This is a genomic window from Sphingomonas sp. F9_3S_D5_B_2 (assembly GCF_054263715.1).
Genome location: NZ_JBSZFB010000002.1, coordinates 194,925 through 213,680, shown reverse-complemented (window position 1 = coordinate 213,680; position 18,756 = coordinate 194,925). Strand labels below are relative to the sequence as shown.

General features: G+C 65.7%; 17 protein-coding genes and 1 tRNA gene. 7 read left to right on the top strand and 11 right to left on the bottom strand.

What is annotated here, in order from left to right; translation table 11 throughout:
- Positions 1 to 37: 37 nt before the first annotated feature.
- From ACUXST_RS06900 to ACUXST_RS06890, 3 genes are all read right to left on the bottom strand, one after another.
- A tRNA-Pro gene (locus ACUXST_RS06900) sits at positions 38 to 114 on the bottom strand.
- Between the two features lie 89 nt (positions 115 to 203).
- A complete protein-coding gene (locus ACUXST_RS06895) occupies positions 204 to 1,508 on the bottom strand; it encodes an FAD-dependent oxidoreductase (RefSeq protein WP_458389233.1) in 1,305 nt (434 codons plus the stop codon).
- Between the two features lie 47 nt (positions 1,509 to 1,555).
- A complete protein-coding gene (locus ACUXST_RS06890; RefSeq protein ID WP_458389232.1) occupies positions 1,556 to 1,873 on the bottom strand; it encodes a polyhydroxyalkanoic acid system family protein in 318 nt (105 codons plus the stop codon).
- 65 nt (positions 1,874 to 1,938) lie between these two features.
- Between ACUXST_RS06890 and ACUXST_RS06885 the strand changes: the two genes are divergently transcribed.
- Positions 1,939 to 2,727, top strand: a complete 789-nt coding sequence (locus ACUXST_RS06885) for a hypothetical protein (protein ID WP_458389231.1) — start codon at positions 1,939 to 1,941, stop codon at positions 2,725 to 2,727.
- 68 nt (positions 2,728 to 2,795) lie between these two features.
- Positions 2,796 to 5,402 (top strand): ATP-dependent chaperone ClpB, encoded by a 2,607-nt coding sequence (gene clpB / locus ACUXST_RS06880; protein ID WP_458389230.1) that lies wholly within the window; start codon positions 2,796 to 2,798, stop codon positions 5,400 to 5,402.
- A gap of 18 nt (positions 5,403 to 5,420) precedes the next feature.
- On the opposite strand, the gene ACUXST_RS06875 is transcribed toward clpB, so the two are convergent.
- From ACUXST_RS06875 to xseA, 4 genes are all read right to left on the bottom strand, one after another.
- Positions 5,421 to 5,699, bottom strand: coding sequence for a hypothetical protein (locus ACUXST_RS06875; protein WP_458389229.1), 279 nt, complete (start codon positions 5,697 to 5,699; stop codon positions 5,421 to 5,423).
- Positions 5,700 to 5,832: 133 nt separating this feature from the next.
- On the bottom strand, positions 5,833 to 9,159 hold the full coding sequence (locus ACUXST_RS06870) for a TonB-dependent receptor plug domain-containing protein (protein ID WP_458389228.1): 3,327 nt from the start codon (positions 9,157 to 9,159) through the stop codon (positions 5,833 to 5,835).
- Between the two features lie 209 nt (positions 9,160 to 9,368).
- The gene (locus ACUXST_RS06865) at positions 9,369 to 9,578 is read right to left on the bottom strand and encodes a DUF2093 domain-containing protein (RefSeq protein WP_458389227.1); all 210 of its coding nucleotides are present in this window, start codon (positions 9,576 to 9,578) and stop codon (positions 9,369 to 9,371) included.
- A 4-nt stretch (positions 9,579 to 9,582) separates the two neighbouring features.
- Positions 9,583 to 10,986: an exodeoxyribonuclease VII large subunit gene (xseA, locus tag ACUXST_RS06860; RefSeq protein WP_458389226.1), complete on the bottom strand. Its 1,404-nt coding sequence runs from the start codon at positions 10,984 to 10,986 to the stop codon at positions 9,583 to 9,585.
- Between xseA and purD the strand changes: the two genes are divergently transcribed.
- From purD to ACUXST_RS06845, 3 genes are read left to right on the top strand one after another with little or no spacing between them, the layout of a single operon-like run.
- Positions 10,985 to 12,244: a phosphoribosylamine--glycine ligase gene (gene purD / locus ACUXST_RS06855; RefSeq protein WP_458389225.1), complete on the top strand. Its 1,260-nt coding sequence runs from the start codon at positions 10,985 to 10,987 to the stop codon at positions 12,242 to 12,244. The two genes, xseA and purD, sit on opposite strands and share 2 nt — an antisense overlap.
- Positions 12,241 to 12,768 (top strand): hypothetical protein, encoded by a 528-nt coding sequence (locus ACUXST_RS06850; RefSeq protein WP_458389224.1) that lies wholly within the window; start codon positions 12,241 to 12,243, stop codon positions 12,766 to 12,768. The genes purD and ACUXST_RS06850 overlap by 4 nt, the downstream gene beginning before the upstream one ends.
- 3 nt (positions 12,769 to 12,771) lie before the next feature.
- The gene (locus tag ACUXST_RS06845) at positions 12,772 to 13,263 is read left to right on the top strand and encodes a hypothetical protein (RefSeq protein ID WP_458389223.1); all 492 of its coding nucleotides are present in this window, start codon (positions 12,772 to 12,774) and stop codon (positions 13,261 to 13,263) included.
- Here ACUXST_RS06845 and ACUXST_RS06840 read toward each other — a convergent pair.
- Positions 13,260 to 14,591, bottom strand: coding sequence for a hemolysin family protein (locus ACUXST_RS06840; RefSeq protein ID WP_458389222.1), 1,332 nt, complete (start codon positions 14,589 to 14,591; stop codon positions 13,260 to 13,262). The genes ACUXST_RS06845 and ACUXST_RS06840 overlap by 4 nt on opposite strands.
- Positions 14,592 to 14,729: 138 nt before the next feature.
- Between ACUXST_RS06840 and ACUXST_RS06835 the strand changes: the two genes are divergently transcribed.
- The gene (locus ACUXST_RS06835; protein ID WP_458389221.1) at positions 14,730 to 15,398 is read left to right on the top strand and encodes an OmpA family protein; all 669 of its coding nucleotides are present in this window, start codon (positions 14,730 to 14,732) and stop codon (positions 15,396 to 15,398) included.
- Positions 15,399 to 15,407: 9 nt separating this feature from the next.
- On the opposite strand, the gene ACUXST_RS06830 is transcribed toward ACUXST_RS06835, so the two are convergent.
- Positions 15,408 to 15,848 (bottom strand): nucleoside deaminase, encoded by a 441-nt coding sequence (locus tag ACUXST_RS06830; RefSeq protein ID WP_458389220.1) that lies wholly within the window; start codon positions 15,846 to 15,848, stop codon positions 15,408 to 15,410.
- A 50-nt stretch (positions 15,849 to 15,898) separates the two neighbouring features.
- Positions 15,899 to 16,189, bottom strand: coding sequence for a hypothetical protein (locus ACUXST_RS06825; protein ID WP_458389219.1), 291 nt, complete (start codon positions 16,187 to 16,189; stop codon positions 15,899 to 15,901).
- A gap of 193 nt (positions 16,190 to 16,382) precedes the next feature.
- Between ACUXST_RS06825 and rpmB the strand changes: the two genes are divergently transcribed.
- Positions 16,383 to 16,676, top strand: a complete 294-nt coding sequence (gene rpmB, locus ACUXST_RS06820; RefSeq protein WP_458389218.1) for a 50S ribosomal protein L28 — start codon at positions 16,383 to 16,385, stop codon at positions 16,674 to 16,676.
- Positions 16,677 to 16,929: 253 nt separating this feature from the next.
- Here rpmB and cobT read toward each other — a convergent pair whose 3' ends face one another.
- Positions 16,930 to 18,750, bottom strand: a complete 1,821-nt coding sequence (gene cobT, locus ACUXST_RS06815; protein ID WP_458389217.1) for a cobaltochelatase subunit CobT — start codon at positions 18,748 to 18,750, stop codon at positions 16,930 to 16,932.
- Between the last annotated feature and the right edge of the window lie 6 nt (positions 18,751 to 18,756).

Below are 18,756 nucleotides of genomic sequence, written 5' to 3'. Positions count from 1 at the left end.
GTAGCTAAGCTGCTCGATTTCCACGCTTTTTCCAAGTTGGTCGGGGAGAGAGGATTCGAACCTCCGGCCCCTGCCTCCCGAAGACAGTGCTCTACCAGGCTGAGCTACTCCCCGACCGGAACCCGCTGTTGCGACCAGGTCGCGGCGGGAGCCAAGGCCGCGGCTAGATAGATGGGGGTTCTCGGGAACGCAAGCGAAGGCCGTCAGCGGCCGAGCGTGCCCAGCCAATGGTCGGTGCGGACGAACTTCTCGCGCGGGGCGCCCGGCCGAGCTTGCGCCACCTCGGCCTCTTCGATCTTGCGCCAGTCGTCATAGTCGGTTGCCATCACTCCACGAGCGGCGAGCAGCCTCTTCAGCCCTGCGACGCCGGCGCGATCCGATGATCCTGCCGCGGGCATCTCGGCAGCCACCTGATCGGCGACCTCATAGCCGTCCGGGCGGTTAGTCCCAATCGTACCGCTCGGACCGCGCCGCGCCCAGCCGACTGCATACAGGCGATCGCTGATGTGGCCTCTTTCATTCAGGAATTTACCGCCGCGCTCGTCATAGGGGACGCCGTCGATAGGCGGTGTGGAATAGCCAATAGCGGTGATCACTAGTGACGCGGGCACCGAGTACGTCTCCCCGGTGCCGCGGGCAGCGCCGGTCTCGTCGAGGGCGGTTCTCTCGACGACGATCCGCTCGACCTTGCCGCTGCCTTCAACAGCAACAGGGCGCGCGAAGAAGTCGAATACGATCCGCTGCGGCTTGTCGGGTTGTAGGCCGGCAAAGCCGCGCAGCAGGCTGACGGACTTGCGAAGCCCTGGCTCAAGCGCTTCGTCCGCTGATGCTGGCGGGAAGTCGTCGGTCTCGACGATCGGTACCGCGGCCTTGAGGTGCCCCAGTTCGCCAAGCTCCTTGGGTGTCATCGCAATCTGGTGCGGACCGCGGCGGCCGAGGATGGTGACCGTGCGTATCGACGAGCCGTGGAGAGCGTCGAGCGCGTGGCCGACGATGTCGGAGCCATGAAACTCCTCGCGGGTCTTCGATAAAATGCGCGCGCAATCGAGTGCGACATTGCCGTTGCCAACGACCACCGCGTCGGTGCCGTTGAGCGGCGGGTCAAGGTCGGCGAAATCCGGATGTCCGTTGTACCAGCCGACGAACTCGGCGGACCCGCAGACGCCCGGCAAGTCCTCGCCCGGAACTCCGAGCTTACGGTCGTGCGGCGCCCCGGTTGCGAGGATCACCGCATCGTAAAGGTCGAGCAACTCGGGAACGGAGACATCGCGGCCAACGGTCACATTGCCGACGAAGTCGACGCCGGCGCTTTCGGCCACCTTGTCATAGCGCTTGCTGACCGCCTTCAGCGATTGATGATCCGGCGCCACGCCGAAGCGAATGAGGCCGTACGGCACCGGGAAGCGGTCGATGATGTCGATGCGGGCGCTATCGCCATAGGCACGCTGCAGCGCCTCCGCCGTGTAGAAGCCCGCAGGACCCGAGCCGACGATCGCGAAATGCCGCATTCGAATGCTTCCTTCCGCCGCCTGCTTAGCGGCTGGACGGAAAAGCGTCAGCCCTTGTGGTGATCCTCGAGCAGCACGCTGCCCTTCGCCTGCAGCGCTGCCTGGAAAGGCGCCGAGAACATGCCGAGCAATCCGGGCAGCAGAACCCGCACGTGCACCTTGGTTTCCTGCACGTCGACGGTTGCCTGAACCGCATCGCCCATGGCCTGCACGCGCATGTTGAGCTGGTCGCCCGTCCACCCGGACTCGACGTTCGCTCCGCCGGGGATGTGCTCCGCCAGGCGGTGGATGTTGTTGGCGATTCGGCGCCGCGCCTCGTCCTTGCCGAGGGTGTGCGGGAGATCGACTTCGATGGGCTGTGACATAGACCTAATACAGTGGGCCGCCGTTCTGCGCTTTTCAAGGCTGGCTGGCGGACTATGGTCCGACCATGCATCTGCTACTCGCGCTGGCCACCGGCTTTTCCACACTCGCTCCGGCACAGACGACGCTGCCATCGGCTCCGCCCGCAGCGGTGCAGGGATGGGATCCTGCAGCCGCCTACGTGACTGCGGGACAGGACGAGCCGGGTTACCGCTCCTGGTATCTCGCCGCGCCGTGGCGGGCCGGGCAAGTGAAGGCGCTGAACGACTACTTCGCCTTGGCTCAGGTGAGCGGCGTGTTGCCCACCTGGCAACTGCTGCGGACCGCCACGTCCTGGCGGGAATGCGGCGGCCAGCCCTTCGAGGTGCCGCCGAGCACCGAGTGGCCGCACATGATCCAGACCCTGCGATACGTCAGGGACTACGTGATCCCCGCCGTGGGTCCCGTCGAGGCGGTCTCCGTCTACCGCAACCCGATCCTCAACAAGTGCGCCGGCGGCGCTCCTGAGAGCGCGCACAAGCTTGATTCCGCCATAGACCTGGTGCCGCTTCGGCCTACGACGCGCGTGGAGCTGATGCGCACCCTGTGCGGCATCCATTCACGCCACGGCGCACCCTACAATGCAGGGCTCGGCTTCTACGCCTTCCTTCGTTTCCACATCGACAGTACCAAGTTCCGCCGCTGGAATATGGACCCTGCGGTCGCCGCCGAGTGCCCCGCGCTCATCCATCCGGAAGACGCCGCGTCGGTGGGCCAGCCACTTGCTGCACAGCCTGCGCCGGCCGAAACGTCGCCCGCAACAACGACCCCGCCCGCGACATCGCCACAGGGCGCTCGGGCTGGTCCAGCGCACTAGCGCGGAGGTCTTGTGTTGCCGTTGTGCAACACCAATATGCCTGTCGAACCAAGGAGGGATTACGATCTATGGATTTCGACAAGCTCACGGACCGAGCGCGCGGCTTCATCCAGGCCGCCCAGACGATCGCCGTTCGCGAGCATCACCAGCGTATTGTTCCGGCTCACCTGCTGAAGGCGCTGCTCGATGACGAGCAGGGGATGGCTGCCGGCTTGATCGAAGCCGCGGGCGGCGATGCCAAAGTTGCCAAGCGGGAGGCAGACACGCTGGTCGCCAAGGTGCCGGCAGTGACCGGCAGCGGCGCCACGCAGGCGCCCGGGCTCGACGGCGACACGATCCGGATCATCGACCAGGCCGAGCAGATCGCCACCAAGGCGGGCGACAGCTACGTCACCGTAGAGCGGATTGTGTTGGCGATGGCTCTGGCAGCCAAGACGGACGTTGGCGCGGCTCTGCAGCGTGCGGGGGTTACTGCGCAGGGACTGAACGCAGCAATCGACAAGCTGCGCGGCGGGCGCACGGCGGACACGCAGGGCGCCGAAGACCGCTACGACGCCCTGAAGAAATACTCCCGCGACCTCACCGAGGCGGCACGCGAGGGCAAGCTCGATCCGGTCATCGGCCGCGACGAGGAGATCCGCCGCACAATCCAGGTGCTTGCCCGCCGAACCAAGAACAATCCGGTGCTGATCGGCGATCCGGGCGTGGGCAAGACCGCGATCGCCGAAGGCCTGGCCCTGCGCATCACCAACGGCGACGTGCCCGACGGCATCAAGGACAGGAAGCTGCTCGCGCTCGACATGGGGTCGCTGATCGCCGGCGCGAAGTATCGCGGCGAGTTCGAGGAGCGCCTGAAAGGCGTGCTCGACGAGGTGCGGCAGGCTGCGGGCGACATCATCCTGTTTATTGACGAGATGCACACGTTGGTCGGCGCGGGGAAAGGCGAAGGCGCGATGGACGCGGGCAATCTCCTGAAGCCCGCCCTCGCCCGCGGCGAGCTCCACTGCATCGGCGCGACCACGCTCGACGAATATCGCAAGTATATCGAGAAGGACGCGGCGCTCGAGCGGCGCTTCCAGCCCGTGTTCGTCGGCGAGCCGAGCGTTCCCGACACCATTTCGATCCTTCGCGGCCTCAAAGAGAAGTACGAGCTTCACCACGGCGTCCGCATCACCGACGCGGCAATCGTTGCCGCCGCGACGCTTAGCAACCGCTACATCACCGACCGCTTCCTGCCCGACAAGGCGATCGACCTGATGGACGAGGCAGCGAGCCGCATTCGCATGGAGGTGGAGTCCAAGCCCGAAGAGATCGAGAATCTCGACCGGCGCATCATCCAGCTCAAGATCGAGCGCGAGGCGCTGAAGAAGGAACAGGACCGCGCGTCCAAGGACCGGCTGACCAAGCTGGAGTCGGAGCTTGCCAACCTCGAGCAGCAGTCGGCCGAACTGACTCAGCGCTGGCAGGCCGAGAAGGAGAAGATCTCCGCCGAAGCGAAGCTCAAGGAGCAGCTCGACGCCGCCCGGCTGGAGCTGGAACAGGCGCAGCGCGGCGGCGACCTCGCCAAGGCCGGCGAGCTTCAATACGGGCGCATCCCCGAACTCGAGAAGCAGCTTGCCGAGGCGCAGGCGGTCACCAAGGGCGCAATGCTGCGCGAGGAAGTGACCGATCAGGACATTGCCGGCGTGGTCAGCCGCTGGACCGGCGTTCCCGCCGAGCGGATGATGGAAGGCGAGCGCGAGAAGCTGCTCCAGATGGAAGCCACGATCGGCGCCCGCGTGATCGGGCAGCAGGACGCGGTGAAGGCCGTATCCGCTGCGGTCCGCCGGGCGCGGGCCGGGTTGCAGGATCCGAACCGGCCGCTGGGCTCGTTCCTGTTCCTCGGGCCCACCGGCGTCGGCAAGACCGAGCTTACCAAAGCCCTAGCCGAATTCCTGTTCGACGACTCATCGGCGATGGTCCGCATCGACATGTCCGAGTTCATGGAGAAGCATGCCGTCGCACGCCTGATCGGCGCTCCTCCGGGTTACGTCGGCTACGAGGAGGGCGGCGTCCTCACCGAAGCCGTGCGGCGGCGGCCCTATCAGGTCGTCCTGTTCGACGAGGTCGAAAAGGCGCACGGCGACGTGTTCAACGTGCTCCTGCAGGTGCTCGACGACGGTCGGCTGACTGACGGCCAGGGACGCACCGTAGACTTCACCAACACGATCATCATCCTGACGTCGAACCTCGGCAGCCAGTATCTCGCGGGCCTCGGGGAGGACGAACCAGTCGAGAAGGTCGAGCCGCAGGTGATGGAAGTCGTCCGCAGCCACTTCCGGCCGGAATTCCTCAACCGACTCGACGAGATCATACTGTTCCACCGGCTAAGCGCCGGGCACATGGGGCCGATCGTCGACATACAGCTCGGGCGCCTCGGCAAGCTGCTCGAGGACCGCAAGATCCGCGTCGAACTGACGGACGCGGCGCGCGCCTGGTTGGGCCGCGTGGGCTACGACCCCGTGTACGGCGCGCGGCCGCTGAAGCGGGCGGTGCAGAAGTACCTGCAGGACCCGCTCGCGGACTTGATCCTCTCGGGCGAGGTGCCCGACGGCTCAACCGTTCGGGTCGATGAGGGTGACGGGCGGCTGCTGTTGAGCCCTGCCAGCGACGAATTCCGCGCCGCGGCCGAGTAAGCCCCATCAGTTGCGCGTTTAGCGGTTTCCGCTGACCGTGCGCTGCGTCTGCTGCCACTGACGCAGATCATCCGGCACGGCGCGAGCGGCGCCAGCGATAGCATTCCACTCGCTTACCGTCTTGCAACTGCGCTTGGGCATGATGGAGCCAGTCGACGTGTCGACCTTGCAGACCTTCTTCTCTTTCGCGGGAGGGATCGGCTGCTGCGTGGCTGGTGCCGCTGGTGCGGAAGCAGTGGACTGAGCTGCGGCGGGCACCGCAAGCAGGAGGGTGCAACCAAGCGTCAGGCGGAACATGCTAATCTCCAGGATTGTCAGCCGGTTAGACCTAAAGACCACTAGCCCCGCGCGCAAGTTTCGACTGGCAACCGTTCGTCGAAAAAAAGGGCGGTGCCGAAGCACCGCCCTCCCCTTTGATCAAGCGTCAGTCTTACTGGCCGCGCTCGCCGTTCACGACCGGCGGCGGCGGCGGCGGCGGCGCCGGGCAGACGTCCGTCGCCAGGATCACCGAACCGTCCGGGCAGGTCTGCGTCGCCGGAGCCGCAGGCGGCGGCGGGGGCGGCGGAGCCACGTATTCCGCAGCCGGAGCTACGTACGGAGCCGGGTTAAGGTCGAGCTTCGCACCGATTCGGAAGTAGCGGCCGATGATGTTCGGCTGAGCCCATGCCGGATTGTAGTTGAACAGGCCGTAAGCGGCGCTCGGGTCGAACGGTGCGTCGATGTCCAGCACGTTCAGCACGTTGGCGTAGATCGTCAGGCTGTCGTTGATCTTCTGAGCAGCCGTGAAGTCGACGTTCCAGACCGGCTTGGCGCGGCAGCGAACCGGCGTGCCATCCTCGTACGCGATGACCGAGCCGAAGGCGAGGCCGCTCTGGCAGTCGCCGCGGGTCGCACCGAAGTCCGTCGACTCGTTGCCGTAGCCGCTGGTGTAGTACACCGTCGCCGACAGCGTCGTGTTGCCGAAGTCGAAGGTGTTCTGCCAGTTGCCACGCCACTTGGGAGCACCCGAGCACGACGTAATGTTACACGGGCTGAGCGAGCCGTCGTAGCGAGTGGTCACACCACCGCTCCTGACCGCGAACTTCTGGAGGTAGGAGGCCTCCAGGTTGCTCGTCCAACGGATACCACCGAAGTTGAAGCGAGCGTTCGCACCGAAATCGACACCCTGCACCGTCTCGCTGTCCGCGTTCTGGAACGGGGCCGCGATAAAGCCGATCTGGGGAAGCGCATTCGGGAAAGCAGGGTCAGGCGTGCCCGGAAGAACGGTAACGCCCGGCACGTTCACCACACCGTTGTTGCTGTAGTACTGGGTGAACGCAGCAGCCTGCTGCTCAGGCGACGAACCGATGATCAGGTTCTTGATCTTGATCTTCCAGAAATCGACCGTGAGGCTGAGCGGGCGAATGGGCTGGAAGATCACGCCAGCCGTGAGGTTCGTCGACTTCTCTGGCTCCAGCGCCGGATTACCGGTCTGGGTCAGGCCGAGCGGAAAGGCGTTCGACGCATAAGTATTGTTCCCGTGTGCCGCGCAGAACGCAGCGAACGTCGCGTTCGTGCAATCAAGCGTACGCGAGACGTAACCTGTCGTCGGAGTACCGAATGCCTCGTTGAAGCTCGGAATACGGAAGCCCTTGGACCAGGTGCCGCGGAGAGCGATCTCCTTCACCGGGGTGACTTTGACGCCCACTTTCGGCGAGAAGCTGTGCTGACCGGTGCTGTACTTGTCGTAACGGCCTGAGACATTCACCTCCGCGCCGAAGCCGTTCTGACGGATGTCGAAGAACGGAGCGTTCAACTCGAAGTAAGCCGACTTGACGTTGCGGCGACCCTGCGCGCCCACAGCGTTGATGCTGTAGTAGCGATCGTACTGGTTGGCAGTCGGATCCGGGTTGCCGAATTCGTCGAGGATCGGCGGGTTGGCGCTCGGATTGGTAAGCGACTCATGGATGTAAGCCGCACCGACCGCCAGACCCAGGTCGCCGCCAGGAAGCGCGAACAGGTTTCTGGAGATCGTGCCGTTCGCCATCCACAGGCTGGAGTCCGACGTGGTCCGGTTGGTCGGCGAGATGTAATCCCAGATGTTATCCGGAGTTGCCTCGAGATCGTTGAAGTTGATCTCGCCGCGAGCAACGGCCGTCGCGATCCGCTGCGGGATCAGATAGCCCTTCTGCTTCACCTTCAGGCGAACGTCCGAAGCGGTGAATTCAACGTTGTAGTTGAAGCCGTCGAGGAACGTTCCGCTGGCACCTGCCGCCACGCGCAGAGCACGAGCGTTGGTCGTGACCGTGCGGGGACGCGTGCTCCGAACGAACGCCTGGGCCGTCTGACCATTGGCTGCGAATGGGTTGTACGGGTTGAGCACGCCGTTGGTGGCGTCGCAGCCAGTCCCAGTGCCGGTACGAGTACCAACGCCGGTCGGGCAGACATAGACGGGCAGCATGACGTTGTAGGCGCCCAGCGTCGCGGGGATCGGCGGGGTCGGAGTGCCGTTGAAGCCCAGCGGAGTGAACGACGCGAAGGTGTCCGTCCAGTAGGCGTTACCTTCGATGTAGACCTCATGACCTTCCGCAGGGTGGAACGTCGCACGAGCGGTGAGACCGCGCCGCTTAATCTGCGGCTGCAGCATGATGTAGTCATGCTGGAAGTTCACTTCGCACGAAGTCTGCACGCCGTTGAGGACCGGAACGCTTGCGACGCCCGTCGGATGGACCTCGTCGAAGCCTCGGCACCCAGCGCCCGGATTGAGGAATTGGAACTGGCCAGCGCCCGTGGCGGAACCCGGAGCGCTTTCCGGGCGGACCCAAGTTACGCCCGGGACCGAGATGTTGCCGTTGTAGGCGCCGCTCTGGCTGACGCCGTTCCAGTTAAGGTTCGACATGCAGGAGTTGTCGGAGTTGCAGATGCTGCTGAGGTCCTGCGTGTTGAACGGGAAGCCCCGGTCACGCGCCCAGAGCGCGTTGTTCTTCTGATACTCGCCGCTCACGTAGACGTTGAAGCCCTGGTTCGTGAGATCGCCGTAGCCCCAGGTTGCGTCGACGTGCTTTTCGCCCGCGTCACCGCGCTGCGAAATGCCGTACGATCCGTTCACGTGCAGACCGCGGACCTGCTTCTTCGTGATGATGTTCACCACGCCCGCAATCGCGTCGGCGCCGTACGTCGAGGACGCGCCGTCGCGCAGCACTTCGATGCGGTCAATGACTCCGGTCGGGATCGTGTTCAGATCGACGAAGTTGCGCTGGCCGTCGTCGGCGAGCGGATAGACGGCCATGCGGAGGCCGTCGAACAAGCTGACAGTGTCCTGCACGGTAAGACCACGCAGTGAAGGAGCGTTGGCGCCGCTCGCGAAGTTGAAGCCGGTGTTCCAGCCCGCCGTGATCGTGCCGGCGTTGTTGGCCGAGAGGCGCTGCGTCGCTTCAGACACGGTGTTGATACCGCGCTGGGCAAGCGTCTGAGCCGAGAGAACGGTAACCGGCGACGGAGTCTCAGTCGTCGTGGTGCGCAGGAGCGAACCGGTGACGATGATTTCCTGCTGCGGGTTCGCGGGCGGAGTGTTCGTATTCTGTTGCGGAGCCTGCGAGGCAGGCGTCCCCGGAGTCGGGGCCGTCGTCGCCTCGTTCGGCGACGTCTGCTGCGGAGGCAGCGTGCCCGGAGGCGTTGCCTGGTTCGTCGCGTCCTGCGCGTACGCGGGAGCGGAAAAGGCCATTCCCGCCAGAACAGTCGTGACGAGCAACGTGCCCTTCGAACTGAATTTTGACATTTGATTCCCCTCATTCCGGCGCTTCCATGCGCCAAGAAGACTGCGCCGAAACCCTTGGGGGCTTCGGCAATGGGGTCTCGTAAGACGAAAGCTGACAACCGTGCAATCCGACTGGCGGTGCCTGAATAAAATCGTAACGAGCGTGTGACAAATTGAGCACAGCGCCATTTGGAGGGGCGAAAGCGCCGTTAGCCCTAACTAACGAGTAGTCAGCGGGTGCTCCGCTTCTGCTCTGCCTTGAGGCTGGTTTCCGCGTCCAGATACGGCTCCTGGCGCTCGACGCTCCAGTAGCGAAGCTCGTGCAGGGGGATGCGCTGGCCGCTCACGGCGCACACCACATGGTCGCCGTCGGAGAGCAGCCTGAACGTCCCTGGCAGGTAATGGACTCGCGCGGCCCTACCGCTACCGGTCATCAGCATCGCTTTACTCCTCGGGTCCGTCGAAGAGGCCCGGCTGCGGGGCGATGTAGGAACGGCGCGGCTTGCGCTCAACCGCCTTGGGGGGAGCCGTCGCGTCCACCGTCGCTCCGACCGCGCCATCGGCGAACTGCAGGGTCACCAGATTCTCCGCGCGCGCATCGCCCGCGCGCGTAAGCGTTCGGCCATCGCGTGCGCTGACCCGGACGAACCCGCGGCTGAGCGGCCGATCGGGGTGGACCAGCCCCGCCATCTTCCATGCCGCTTCCAGCCGGTCCGACAAGCGCGCGACTCGCTGGTCGAGAAGTTCGCGGCGGAGGCGGGCCGCAACCAGGTTCATGTCGGCACGCGCATTCCCTGCCCGCGCCGCTAGCGACCGTGGCAGGCGCTCGCCAGCATCGTCGAGTCGCTGTGCAGCGGGGGCGAACAGCGCTTGCGGCTCGGGCCAGCGGCACACCGTCAGCTCGAAACGTTCGCGGGATCGGTCCGACTTTCGCGCCAGACAATTGTGCGCACGGTGGGTGAGTTCGTTCAGTTGCGCGAGCAGCTCGGTCCGAACGGGCACGGCCAGTTCCGCCGCAGCCGTAGGCGTGGGCGCGCGAAGATCGGACGCATGATCGATCAAGGTGGTGTCCGTCTCGTGCCCAACTGCGGAGATAAGCGGGATCGGCGATTCGGCGGCCGCACGCACGACCTCTTCCTCGTTGAAGGCCCACAGGTCCTCGATCGAGCCGCCGCCGCGCGCGACGATCAGCAGGTCGGGTCTCGGCACCCGTCCGCCGGGCTCGATCGCGGCGAAGCCGCGGATTGCAGCCGCGACTTTCGCAGCAGCACCCTCCCCCTGCACGGGCACCGGCCAAACGATGACATGGGTCGGACAGCGGTCAGCCAAGCGGTGGAGGATGTCGCGGATGACCGCTCCGGTCGGCGAGGTCACAACGCCGATCACTCGCGGCAGGAACGGCAACTGGCGCTTGCGCTCCGGGGCGAACAGGCCCTCCGCAGCCAAAGCCTTGCGCCGCCTCTCGAGCAGGGCGAGCAGCGCGCCCTCACCGGCAAGCTCGAGCCGATCAACGACGATCTGGTACTTGGAGCGGCCGGGGTATGTCGTCAGCTTGCCGGTGGCGATGACCTCCGCGCCGTCCTCCGGCTTGAACGCCAAGGCACCGGCGCTCGTCCGCCAGATCACAGCGTCCATGCAGGCGGACTCGTCCTTGAGGCTGAAATAGCAATGACCCGACGAGTGGCGCTTGAACCCGCTGATTTCGCCGCGCACCCGAACCTGGCCGAACGTGGTCTCGATCGTTCGCTTGAGGGCTCCCGACAGCTCCGTGACGGTGAGCGCGGGCGAATTGTCGCCGCGAGCGACGTTCGCTAACAGACCGGCACGCGTGTCGTCGGGGAGATCCATGAATATTCTGCTGCTGGGCTCGGGCGGACGCGAGGATGCGCTCGCGTGGCGACTTAGGCAATCGCCGAGCTGCGGCCAACTGCTCGCCGCACCCGGCAATCCAGGAATCGCGCGCTGGGCGGAGTGCGTGGCAGCCGACCCATGCGACCCTGCGGCCGTAGTCGAGCTCGCGCGTAACAGCGGCACAGACCTCGTGGTCGTCGGAGCAGAGGCGCCGCTGGTGGCCGGTGTCGCCGATGCGCTGCGCGCCGCGGGTATCGCGGTGTTCGGCCCGAACGCGGCCCCCGCGCAGCTCGAGGGCTCGAAAGGGTTCACAAAGGATCTCTGCCGAGCCAACGGAATTCCGACGGCCGACTATGTGCGCGTCAATCGCGCGGCCGACGCCCATACCGCGCTCGATCGGTTCGGCATCCCGGTAGTGATCAAGGCCGACGGGCTCGCCGCCGGCAAGGGTGTCACGGTCGCAATGACCCACGACGAAGCTGAGCAAGCGATCGATGCAGCTGGCGACGGACCGCTGGTCATCGAGGAATTCCTGGACGGCGAGGAAGCCAGCCTGTTCGCGCTCGTCGACGGCGAAACCGCCGTGCCGCTTGCCTCCGCGCAAGACCACAAGCGGGTCGGCGAAGGCGACACGGGCCCGAACACCGGCGGCATGGGTGCCTATTCGCCTGCGCCGGTGCTTACGCCGGACCTTGAGCAGCGCGCGATGGACGAGATCGTTCAACCGACCGTCCGGGCGCTTGCGGCTGCCGGGACCCCGTTCGTCGGAGTTCTTTACGCAGGGCTGATGCTGACCGCCGACGGACCCAAGCTCATCGAGTATAATGTGCGCTTCGGGGACCCGGAGTGCGAGGCGATCATGCCGCTGATCGATGGCGACTTCGCCGAACTTCTAAACGCGGTCGCGACGGGCCGGCTGAACGAAATCGAGCCACCGCGGCTCTCCGGCAAGCACGCCGTCACTGTCATCGTTGCCGCGCGCGGCTATCCAGGCACACCTGCAAGCGGCGGGGCGATCGCTGCGATCGATGCCGCGGAGCAGGTCGAAGGGGTTACCGTCTTCCACGCGGGAACCGCCCGATCCGGATCACAGATCATTGCGAGGGGCGGCCGGGTGCTCGCCGTAACCGCCGCGGCCGACACCTTCGCGAACGCCCGAGCGCGCGCCTATCGCGCCGTCGACCAGATCGACTTCGCGGATGGCTTTCATCGCCGCGACATCGGTTGGCGCGAACTGGAGCGCGCCGAAGCATGAACGCCTTCTGGACCTTCTTCTGGCCGGTGTTTGGCTTTGGGGTGCTCGCGGGAGTCGTCGCAGGCCTGGTCGGCTTCCGCATGGGCCCGAACTCGCGTCGTCCCGAGTATGTCAGACGCCGCAACAAGGTGCTGATCGCCACCGCTGTCGGGACGATCGTTGCCGCGTTCCTGTGGACCGGCCCGCTGGGAGGCGCCGACCGGTTCATCACCCAGATCGACAAGTCCGTACACGACTCACTGGTCTATAACGAGATGACCCAAGTCAGTGCGCACCTGCATCGCGGGCCACTCACCCGCCGATTGGCGTTGTCGGGTCCTGCCGACGATTTCCAGCGCGGCGCGCTCGCCGGAGTCCTTAGCGACTTGCCGGGCGTCAGCACCGCAAGGTGGGATAGCGCTGGCGGGGGCTTGCCGCTGGTCATCGAGGCGGCGATTGCGGCGCTGCTGGGTTTCGCAATCGGGCTGCTGCCGGCCTATCTGGTCGAGCTTCGCCGCCGCTACAACGCGCAATGGAGTTGGTGATTGATGGATGTTCTGACGAATTACTGGCCGATCGTCCTTGTGGCCCTGTTGGCGGTCGTGGCGGTGGCCTTCCTCGTTTTGCGGCCCCGCCAGCGCATCCAGCTTAGCGACAAGACCCCGGCCCGGCCTCACATGGCGAACGTCCGCCCAGCGGAAGGTCGCGGCCTCGCCGGGGAAGCCGCCGCCGCGACCAGCGACATCACCGGCGAACTGCTCGACGCGCGCGTGCATAGCCAATTGGACGAGGGCGGCGACACTGCAGACGATTTCACGCGCATGAAGGGCGTCGGTCCCAAGCTCGCGGACTCGCTCCACGCGCTCGGCTTTCGCCGCTTCGATCAGCTTGCAGCGCTTACTTCAACCGAGATCGAGCGTCTTGACGAGCGGCTCGGCGCGTTCCGCGGCCGGCTTACCCGCGACCGGGTCGTCGAGCAGGCCGCCTATCTCTCACGCGACGACATCGACGGGTACGAGCAGACGTTCGGCAAGCTTTAGTCCGAGGCTCCGGCGCCCGTTTCGCGCGGACGCTTCGCGGGACGTGAAGCGATGAGCTTGTCGATCTTGCGGCCGTCCATGTCGACGATCTCGAACGACCACCCGTCATGGCGGAAGATCTCTCCGGTTTCGGGGAGGTGCTTGAGGACCGACAGCGCGAAGCCCGCCACTGTCGAGTAGTCGCGCTCCTCGGGCATCCGCACGCCGAGCCGGTCGGAGAGCACATCGGCGCTTGCCGCTCCGGAAACGAGCCAGCTTCCGTCCTCACGCTCCACCAGCGGCGCGTCCTCACCGTCCTCGACATCGTTGGCGAATGTCCCGGCAAGCGCCGCGAGGATGCTGCCCGGAGTGACGATACCATCGAAGTGGCCATATTCGTCGTGCACCAGCGCCAGCGGGACATCGGCGCTTCGCAACACCGCAAGGGCGTCCATTGCGTCCATGAGGTCGGGGATGACCGGGGCGTGGCGGCTGAGCTGGCGGACATCGAGCCGGCGCGCCTCGAGTAGCGCGGCCATCACGTCGCGAACCTGGATCACTCCGAAGATGTTCTCCACGGAGCCATCGGCCACCGGGATCCGGCTGTGTTGCGTTTCAAGAAGCGCGTCGCGAATCTCCGCTTCGCTGGCGGCGATGTCGATCCAGTCCACGTCGGTGCGGGGCGTCATGACCTCGCGGACGGGCCGGTCGGCCAGCCGAACCACGCCGGAGATGATGGCTCGTTCGTTCTCCTCGAGAACGCCGGCAGTCTGCGCCTCGGCAACCACCAAATGAAGCTCTTCGGCGGTGACGTGGTTCCTGGATTCGCGATCCAGCCCCAGCAGCCGGAAGATCAGCGAGCTGGTGTTTTCCAGCAGCCAGACGAAGGGCGCCGTGATCTTCGACAACCACTGCATGGGCCGCGACATGATGACGGCGATCGGCTCGGGCGAACGCAGGGCGACCTGCTTCGGCACGATCTCGCCAATGACCAGCGTCAGATAGGTGGTCAGCACCACCACAAGCCCGACGCCAAGGTTATGCGCCGTATCGTGAGCCAGCCCCGCAAGCTCCAGCCGCTCGGCAACGGGTTCGCCCAGATTGGCTCCGGAGAATGCGCCGGCGACAACGGTAATTGCCGTGATCCCGCTCTGGACCGTGGACAGGAAGCGCCCCGGTTCCGACGCTAGGTCGAGTGCGGTCTGCGCGCCGCGGCTGCCGTTCTTGGCGAGCGCCTTCAGCCGCGCCTCTCGCGACGAGACGATGGCCAGTTCGCTCATCGACAATATGCCGTTGAGGACGACGAGGACCAGGATAAGGAGAACGGCGAGCCAGGGTATCGGGTGCAAGTGATCGCTCATTGAGGTTGTGACGGAGTCTAGCCTGTCGGCGGGGGTTCACAATACGCGTTGGTTGCACAGGCGGAACCACTCGGCTGCCGCGCCGGTTTCATGTTCCTCCTGACAGTCTCATTCGGAGCTTAGTTTATGCGCTCGTCCCGCCTTGCCGCAGTCCTCGCTCCAGCCGCCGCGCTCGCGCTGTCGGCATGCGGCATGGGTGGATTTGGAGGCGGTCCACCGCCAGCCATGCCCCGCCCCGCCGCGTTCACTGCGCTGGGCCTTAGCGCCGCCTACCTGAATTCGGACGTAATCGGTGGCCGCAAATCACGGGCGGCGAAGATGCGCGCCGCAAAGATCCGCCCGCTGACTCCCTCGGAAGCGCCGGTGACGATGCAGCATCTGGAGCAGCAGCTTCGTACCCAGACGGCAGGGATCGGTGTCGACGTCCTCAACATGCCCGACGGCCTGCTCATCCGCATTCCGTCCAGCTTCACTTTCGAATCAAACAGTTCGGCAATCCGGCCCGAGTTCGACGCGACACTGCTGGAGCTGTCGCGGACGCTCAAGCTGTTCAAGGCCACCTACGTCGACGTGCTTGCCCACACCGACACGGTTGGCTCCGCCGAGTACAACCTGAACCTGTCGCAGAAGCGCGCCGCGGCCGTCGCTGCTTTCCTGGCCGGGCACGGCGTGGCGCGGGCGCGGATTGCGTCCAAAGGACTCGGAGAGAGCGCTCCACTGTTCAATCCGGACGTCAGCGACACGCAGCAAGCGGCCAACCGCCGCGTCGAGCTGCGCGTCGTCGCCTTCCGATAGTCTACTCCGCTAACGGCGCTTAGCGAAGAAGTCGCGAAGCAAGGCCGCGGCCTCGTCCTCGCCGATACCGCCCAACACGTCCGGCCGATGATGGCACGTCGCTTGGCTGAATATCCGTGGGCCATTCACGACGCCGCCCCCTTTCAGGTCATCCGCAGCGAAGCGGAGCGCTTTCAAGCGCGCGATGGCAATCGCCGCAGCGCACATCGCGCACGGCTCCAGCGTCACCCATAATGTGCAATCGTCTAACCTTGAGGTCCCGAGAACCTCGGCTGCCTCGCGGATCGCCTGCATCTCGGCATGCGCGGTCGGGTCGAACAACGCACGCATGGCATTGCGAGTCTCCGTGACGATTTGGTCTCCGCGCGTCACCACGGCCCCAACGGGTACCTCGCCAGCAGCGGCGGCCTCCGCGGCAAGGTCTAGCGCGCGGCGCATCGGCATGGGCATTGGAAAGCTCATCTGCCCTCACCGCTAGCGCAGCGGCAGCGCCTTTACAGCTAGCTGTTATTTGCGGCCGGAGCCGTAACCTGGTTGGCGGGCGCGTCGGCTGGCGGCCTCACCCGCAGGTCGGGCACCTTGACGGTGGCCTTGCGGGTGCCGACCTCGACCGACCCGGTCTCGATCTCGAACGCCGGCGGCTGGCCGCCTTTGGCGGTTACGCCGTTGTGCGTTGCACTGACTTGGGGCGCTCTCGCGTCCTGTTCCTGAGTGACGTGCAGCAGCCCGGTCGCGAGCGCCACGAGGGCAGCCAGGATTGCCACAATAATGATGAGGAGGACGGCGCGCATGGTCGTGGCTCCTTTTTTTGTTGCTCCCATGGCCATCATGAGAGTCGGGCGACCGACAGACTAAACGTCAGTTACCCGCGGTTGTTTCTCGCCGTACGGGCGCCGAAACGTTGACGAGCCCCGCAGGAGCGGCTAACGGGCGGCGCTTTCCGGACACAGCCACGCGCTTGTCCAAAAACCAGGAACTTAGACCATGTCGCGCGTATGCGAGCTGACCGGCAAGGGCCGGCAGGTGGGGAACAACGTTTCTCACGCCAATAACAAGACCAAGCGCACGTTTCTGCCGAACCTGCAGAACGTCACGCTGATCTCGGACGCGCTCAACCAGAGCGTCAAGCTGCGCGTTTCGACGCACGGGTTGCGCTCGGTCGAGCATGTCGGCGGTCTCGACAACTGGCTGCGCAAGACGAGCGAGGACAAGCTCAGCCCGCGCGCCCGCAAGCTGAAGCGTGAGCTCGCCAAAAAGGCTTCCGCAGAGGCGGCCTAAGCGCTCGGCCGCAAGGCCGCGCTCCTCACTCCAGCAATCGCTCGGTCACGGCTGACAAGTCGTTGACGGATCGTGTTTTTTCATGAACGCGGGCTGCACTCGGCGTTCAGCTTCGATTGCATGCGAATCGCGCATAACCCCTTCATCGGACGGGGTTATCCCCTTTTCCCCGTCATGTCGGGAGACCGACGAATTCCCTCGCGTCGCGTAACGAGGGGGGCCCGGCGCGCGTTGTTGCGCCGGGCCCGTTTTTTCAGCGACTTTCGAACAGAGTGGCCAGCTGCTCCATCATCGCTCCGGCGAGCTGGTCCGCGTCCATGATCGTCACTGCCCGGTCGTAGTAGCGGGTCACGTCGTGGCCGATGCCGATGGCGATCAGCTCCACCGGCGAACGCGTTTCAATCCACGCAATGACCTGCCGCAAGTGCCGCTCCAGGTAGCTCCCGTTGTTTGCCGAAGCCGTCGAATCATCCACCGGTGCTCCATCCGAGATGACCATCAGGATCCGCCGCTCCTCGGGACGGGCAATCAGGCGGTTGTGCGCCCACAGCAGCGCTTCGCCGTCGATATTCTCCTTGAGCAGCCCCTCGCGCATCATCAGTCCGAGGTGGCGCCGCGAATGGCGGTAGGCGACGTCAGCACGCTTGTAGACGATGTGGCGCAGGTCGTTGAGCCGGCCGGGATTCGGCGGGCGCCCCGCGGAAAGCCAGGCCTCGCGGCTCTGCCCGCCCTTCCATCCACGGGTGGTGAAGCCGAGCACTTCCGTCGCGACCCCGCAGCGTTCGAGCGTTCGGGCGAGGATGTCGGCGCAGATGGCGGCGATCGCGATCGGTCGGCCCCGCATCGAGCCTGAATTGTCGATCAGAAGCGAGACGATCGTGTCGCGGAATTCCGTCTCCCGCTCGACCTTGTAGGAAAGCGAGTGCGCGGGGCTGACGATCACCCGCGCCAGCCGAGCGGCGTCGAGCATGCCTTCTTCCTGGTCGAAGTCCCAGCTGCGCGCCTGCTGCGCCATCAGCCGCCGCTGCAGCCGGTTAGCCAGCCGGGTGACAATGTTCTGGAGTCCGCCCATCTGCTGATCGAGATACGCGCGGAGACGCCCGAGCTCCTCGTCGTCGCAGAGCTCGCCGGCCTCGACCACTTCGTCGAACCGGGTGGTGAACACCTTGTACTCGGTCTCCGGCGCCGAATCCCAGTTACGGCGCCCCGACGAGGCGGACAGGCTGTCGCTCTGGTCCTCGCCAGGACTGCCGTCTTCCTCGCCGGGCTCCATGTCGTCGGCGCCCTGCTCTTCGTTCGAGCCTTCCTGCGACTCTTCCCCACGCATCTCGACGTCGCCTGCACCAGGGTCCGACTGGTCCTCTTCGCCTGCGGATTCTTCGCTGGAGCCCTCGTCACCTTCCTCGTCGTCGCCGCTGTCTTCCGGCTCTTCCTTCGCCGGCTCTTCGGCGGCGGCGAGGTCGAGATCCTCCAGCACGCGACGCGCAAGCCTCGCGAATGCCGCCTGGTCGTCGAGCGTCAGCGCCAAAGCATCGAGCTCGGCAGCAGCCTTCTCCTCAATCCACGGCGAGACCAGGTCCAGACCTGCAAGCGCCTGCTGCGGCGGAGCTTCTCCGGTCAGCCGTTCCCGTGCCAGCAGCGCGACCGCAGTCGCCAACGGCACTTCCTCGGCGCTTCGCGCGCGAACGATCGCGTCGCCGCGAACCCGCGCATCGGTGAGGTGCGACAGGTTCTCGCGGACGCCGGCCATTGTCCGCGCGCCGAGCGCTTCGACCCGTGCCGTCTCGAGCGCGTCAAAGACTGCACGCGCTTCGACGTCCATCGGCGCGCCTTTGGCGTGGAGAGCTTGGTCATGATGGCGGAGCCGGAGTGCGAGGGCGTCCGCGGCGCCCCGCGCCTCCGCGACGAGCCGTGCTTCCATGCCTGGTCCAGGCGAGGGAACGCGGGCGGTCTTGCCGGACGACGGGCCGGTCTCCGACCCGAAGATCACATCGACCTCGGGATCACGAGCTATGGCGCGGCTCGCCCCTGCAAGGGCGCGGCGGAACTGATCAATCGGCGAGTGGTCGGCCATTCGGCG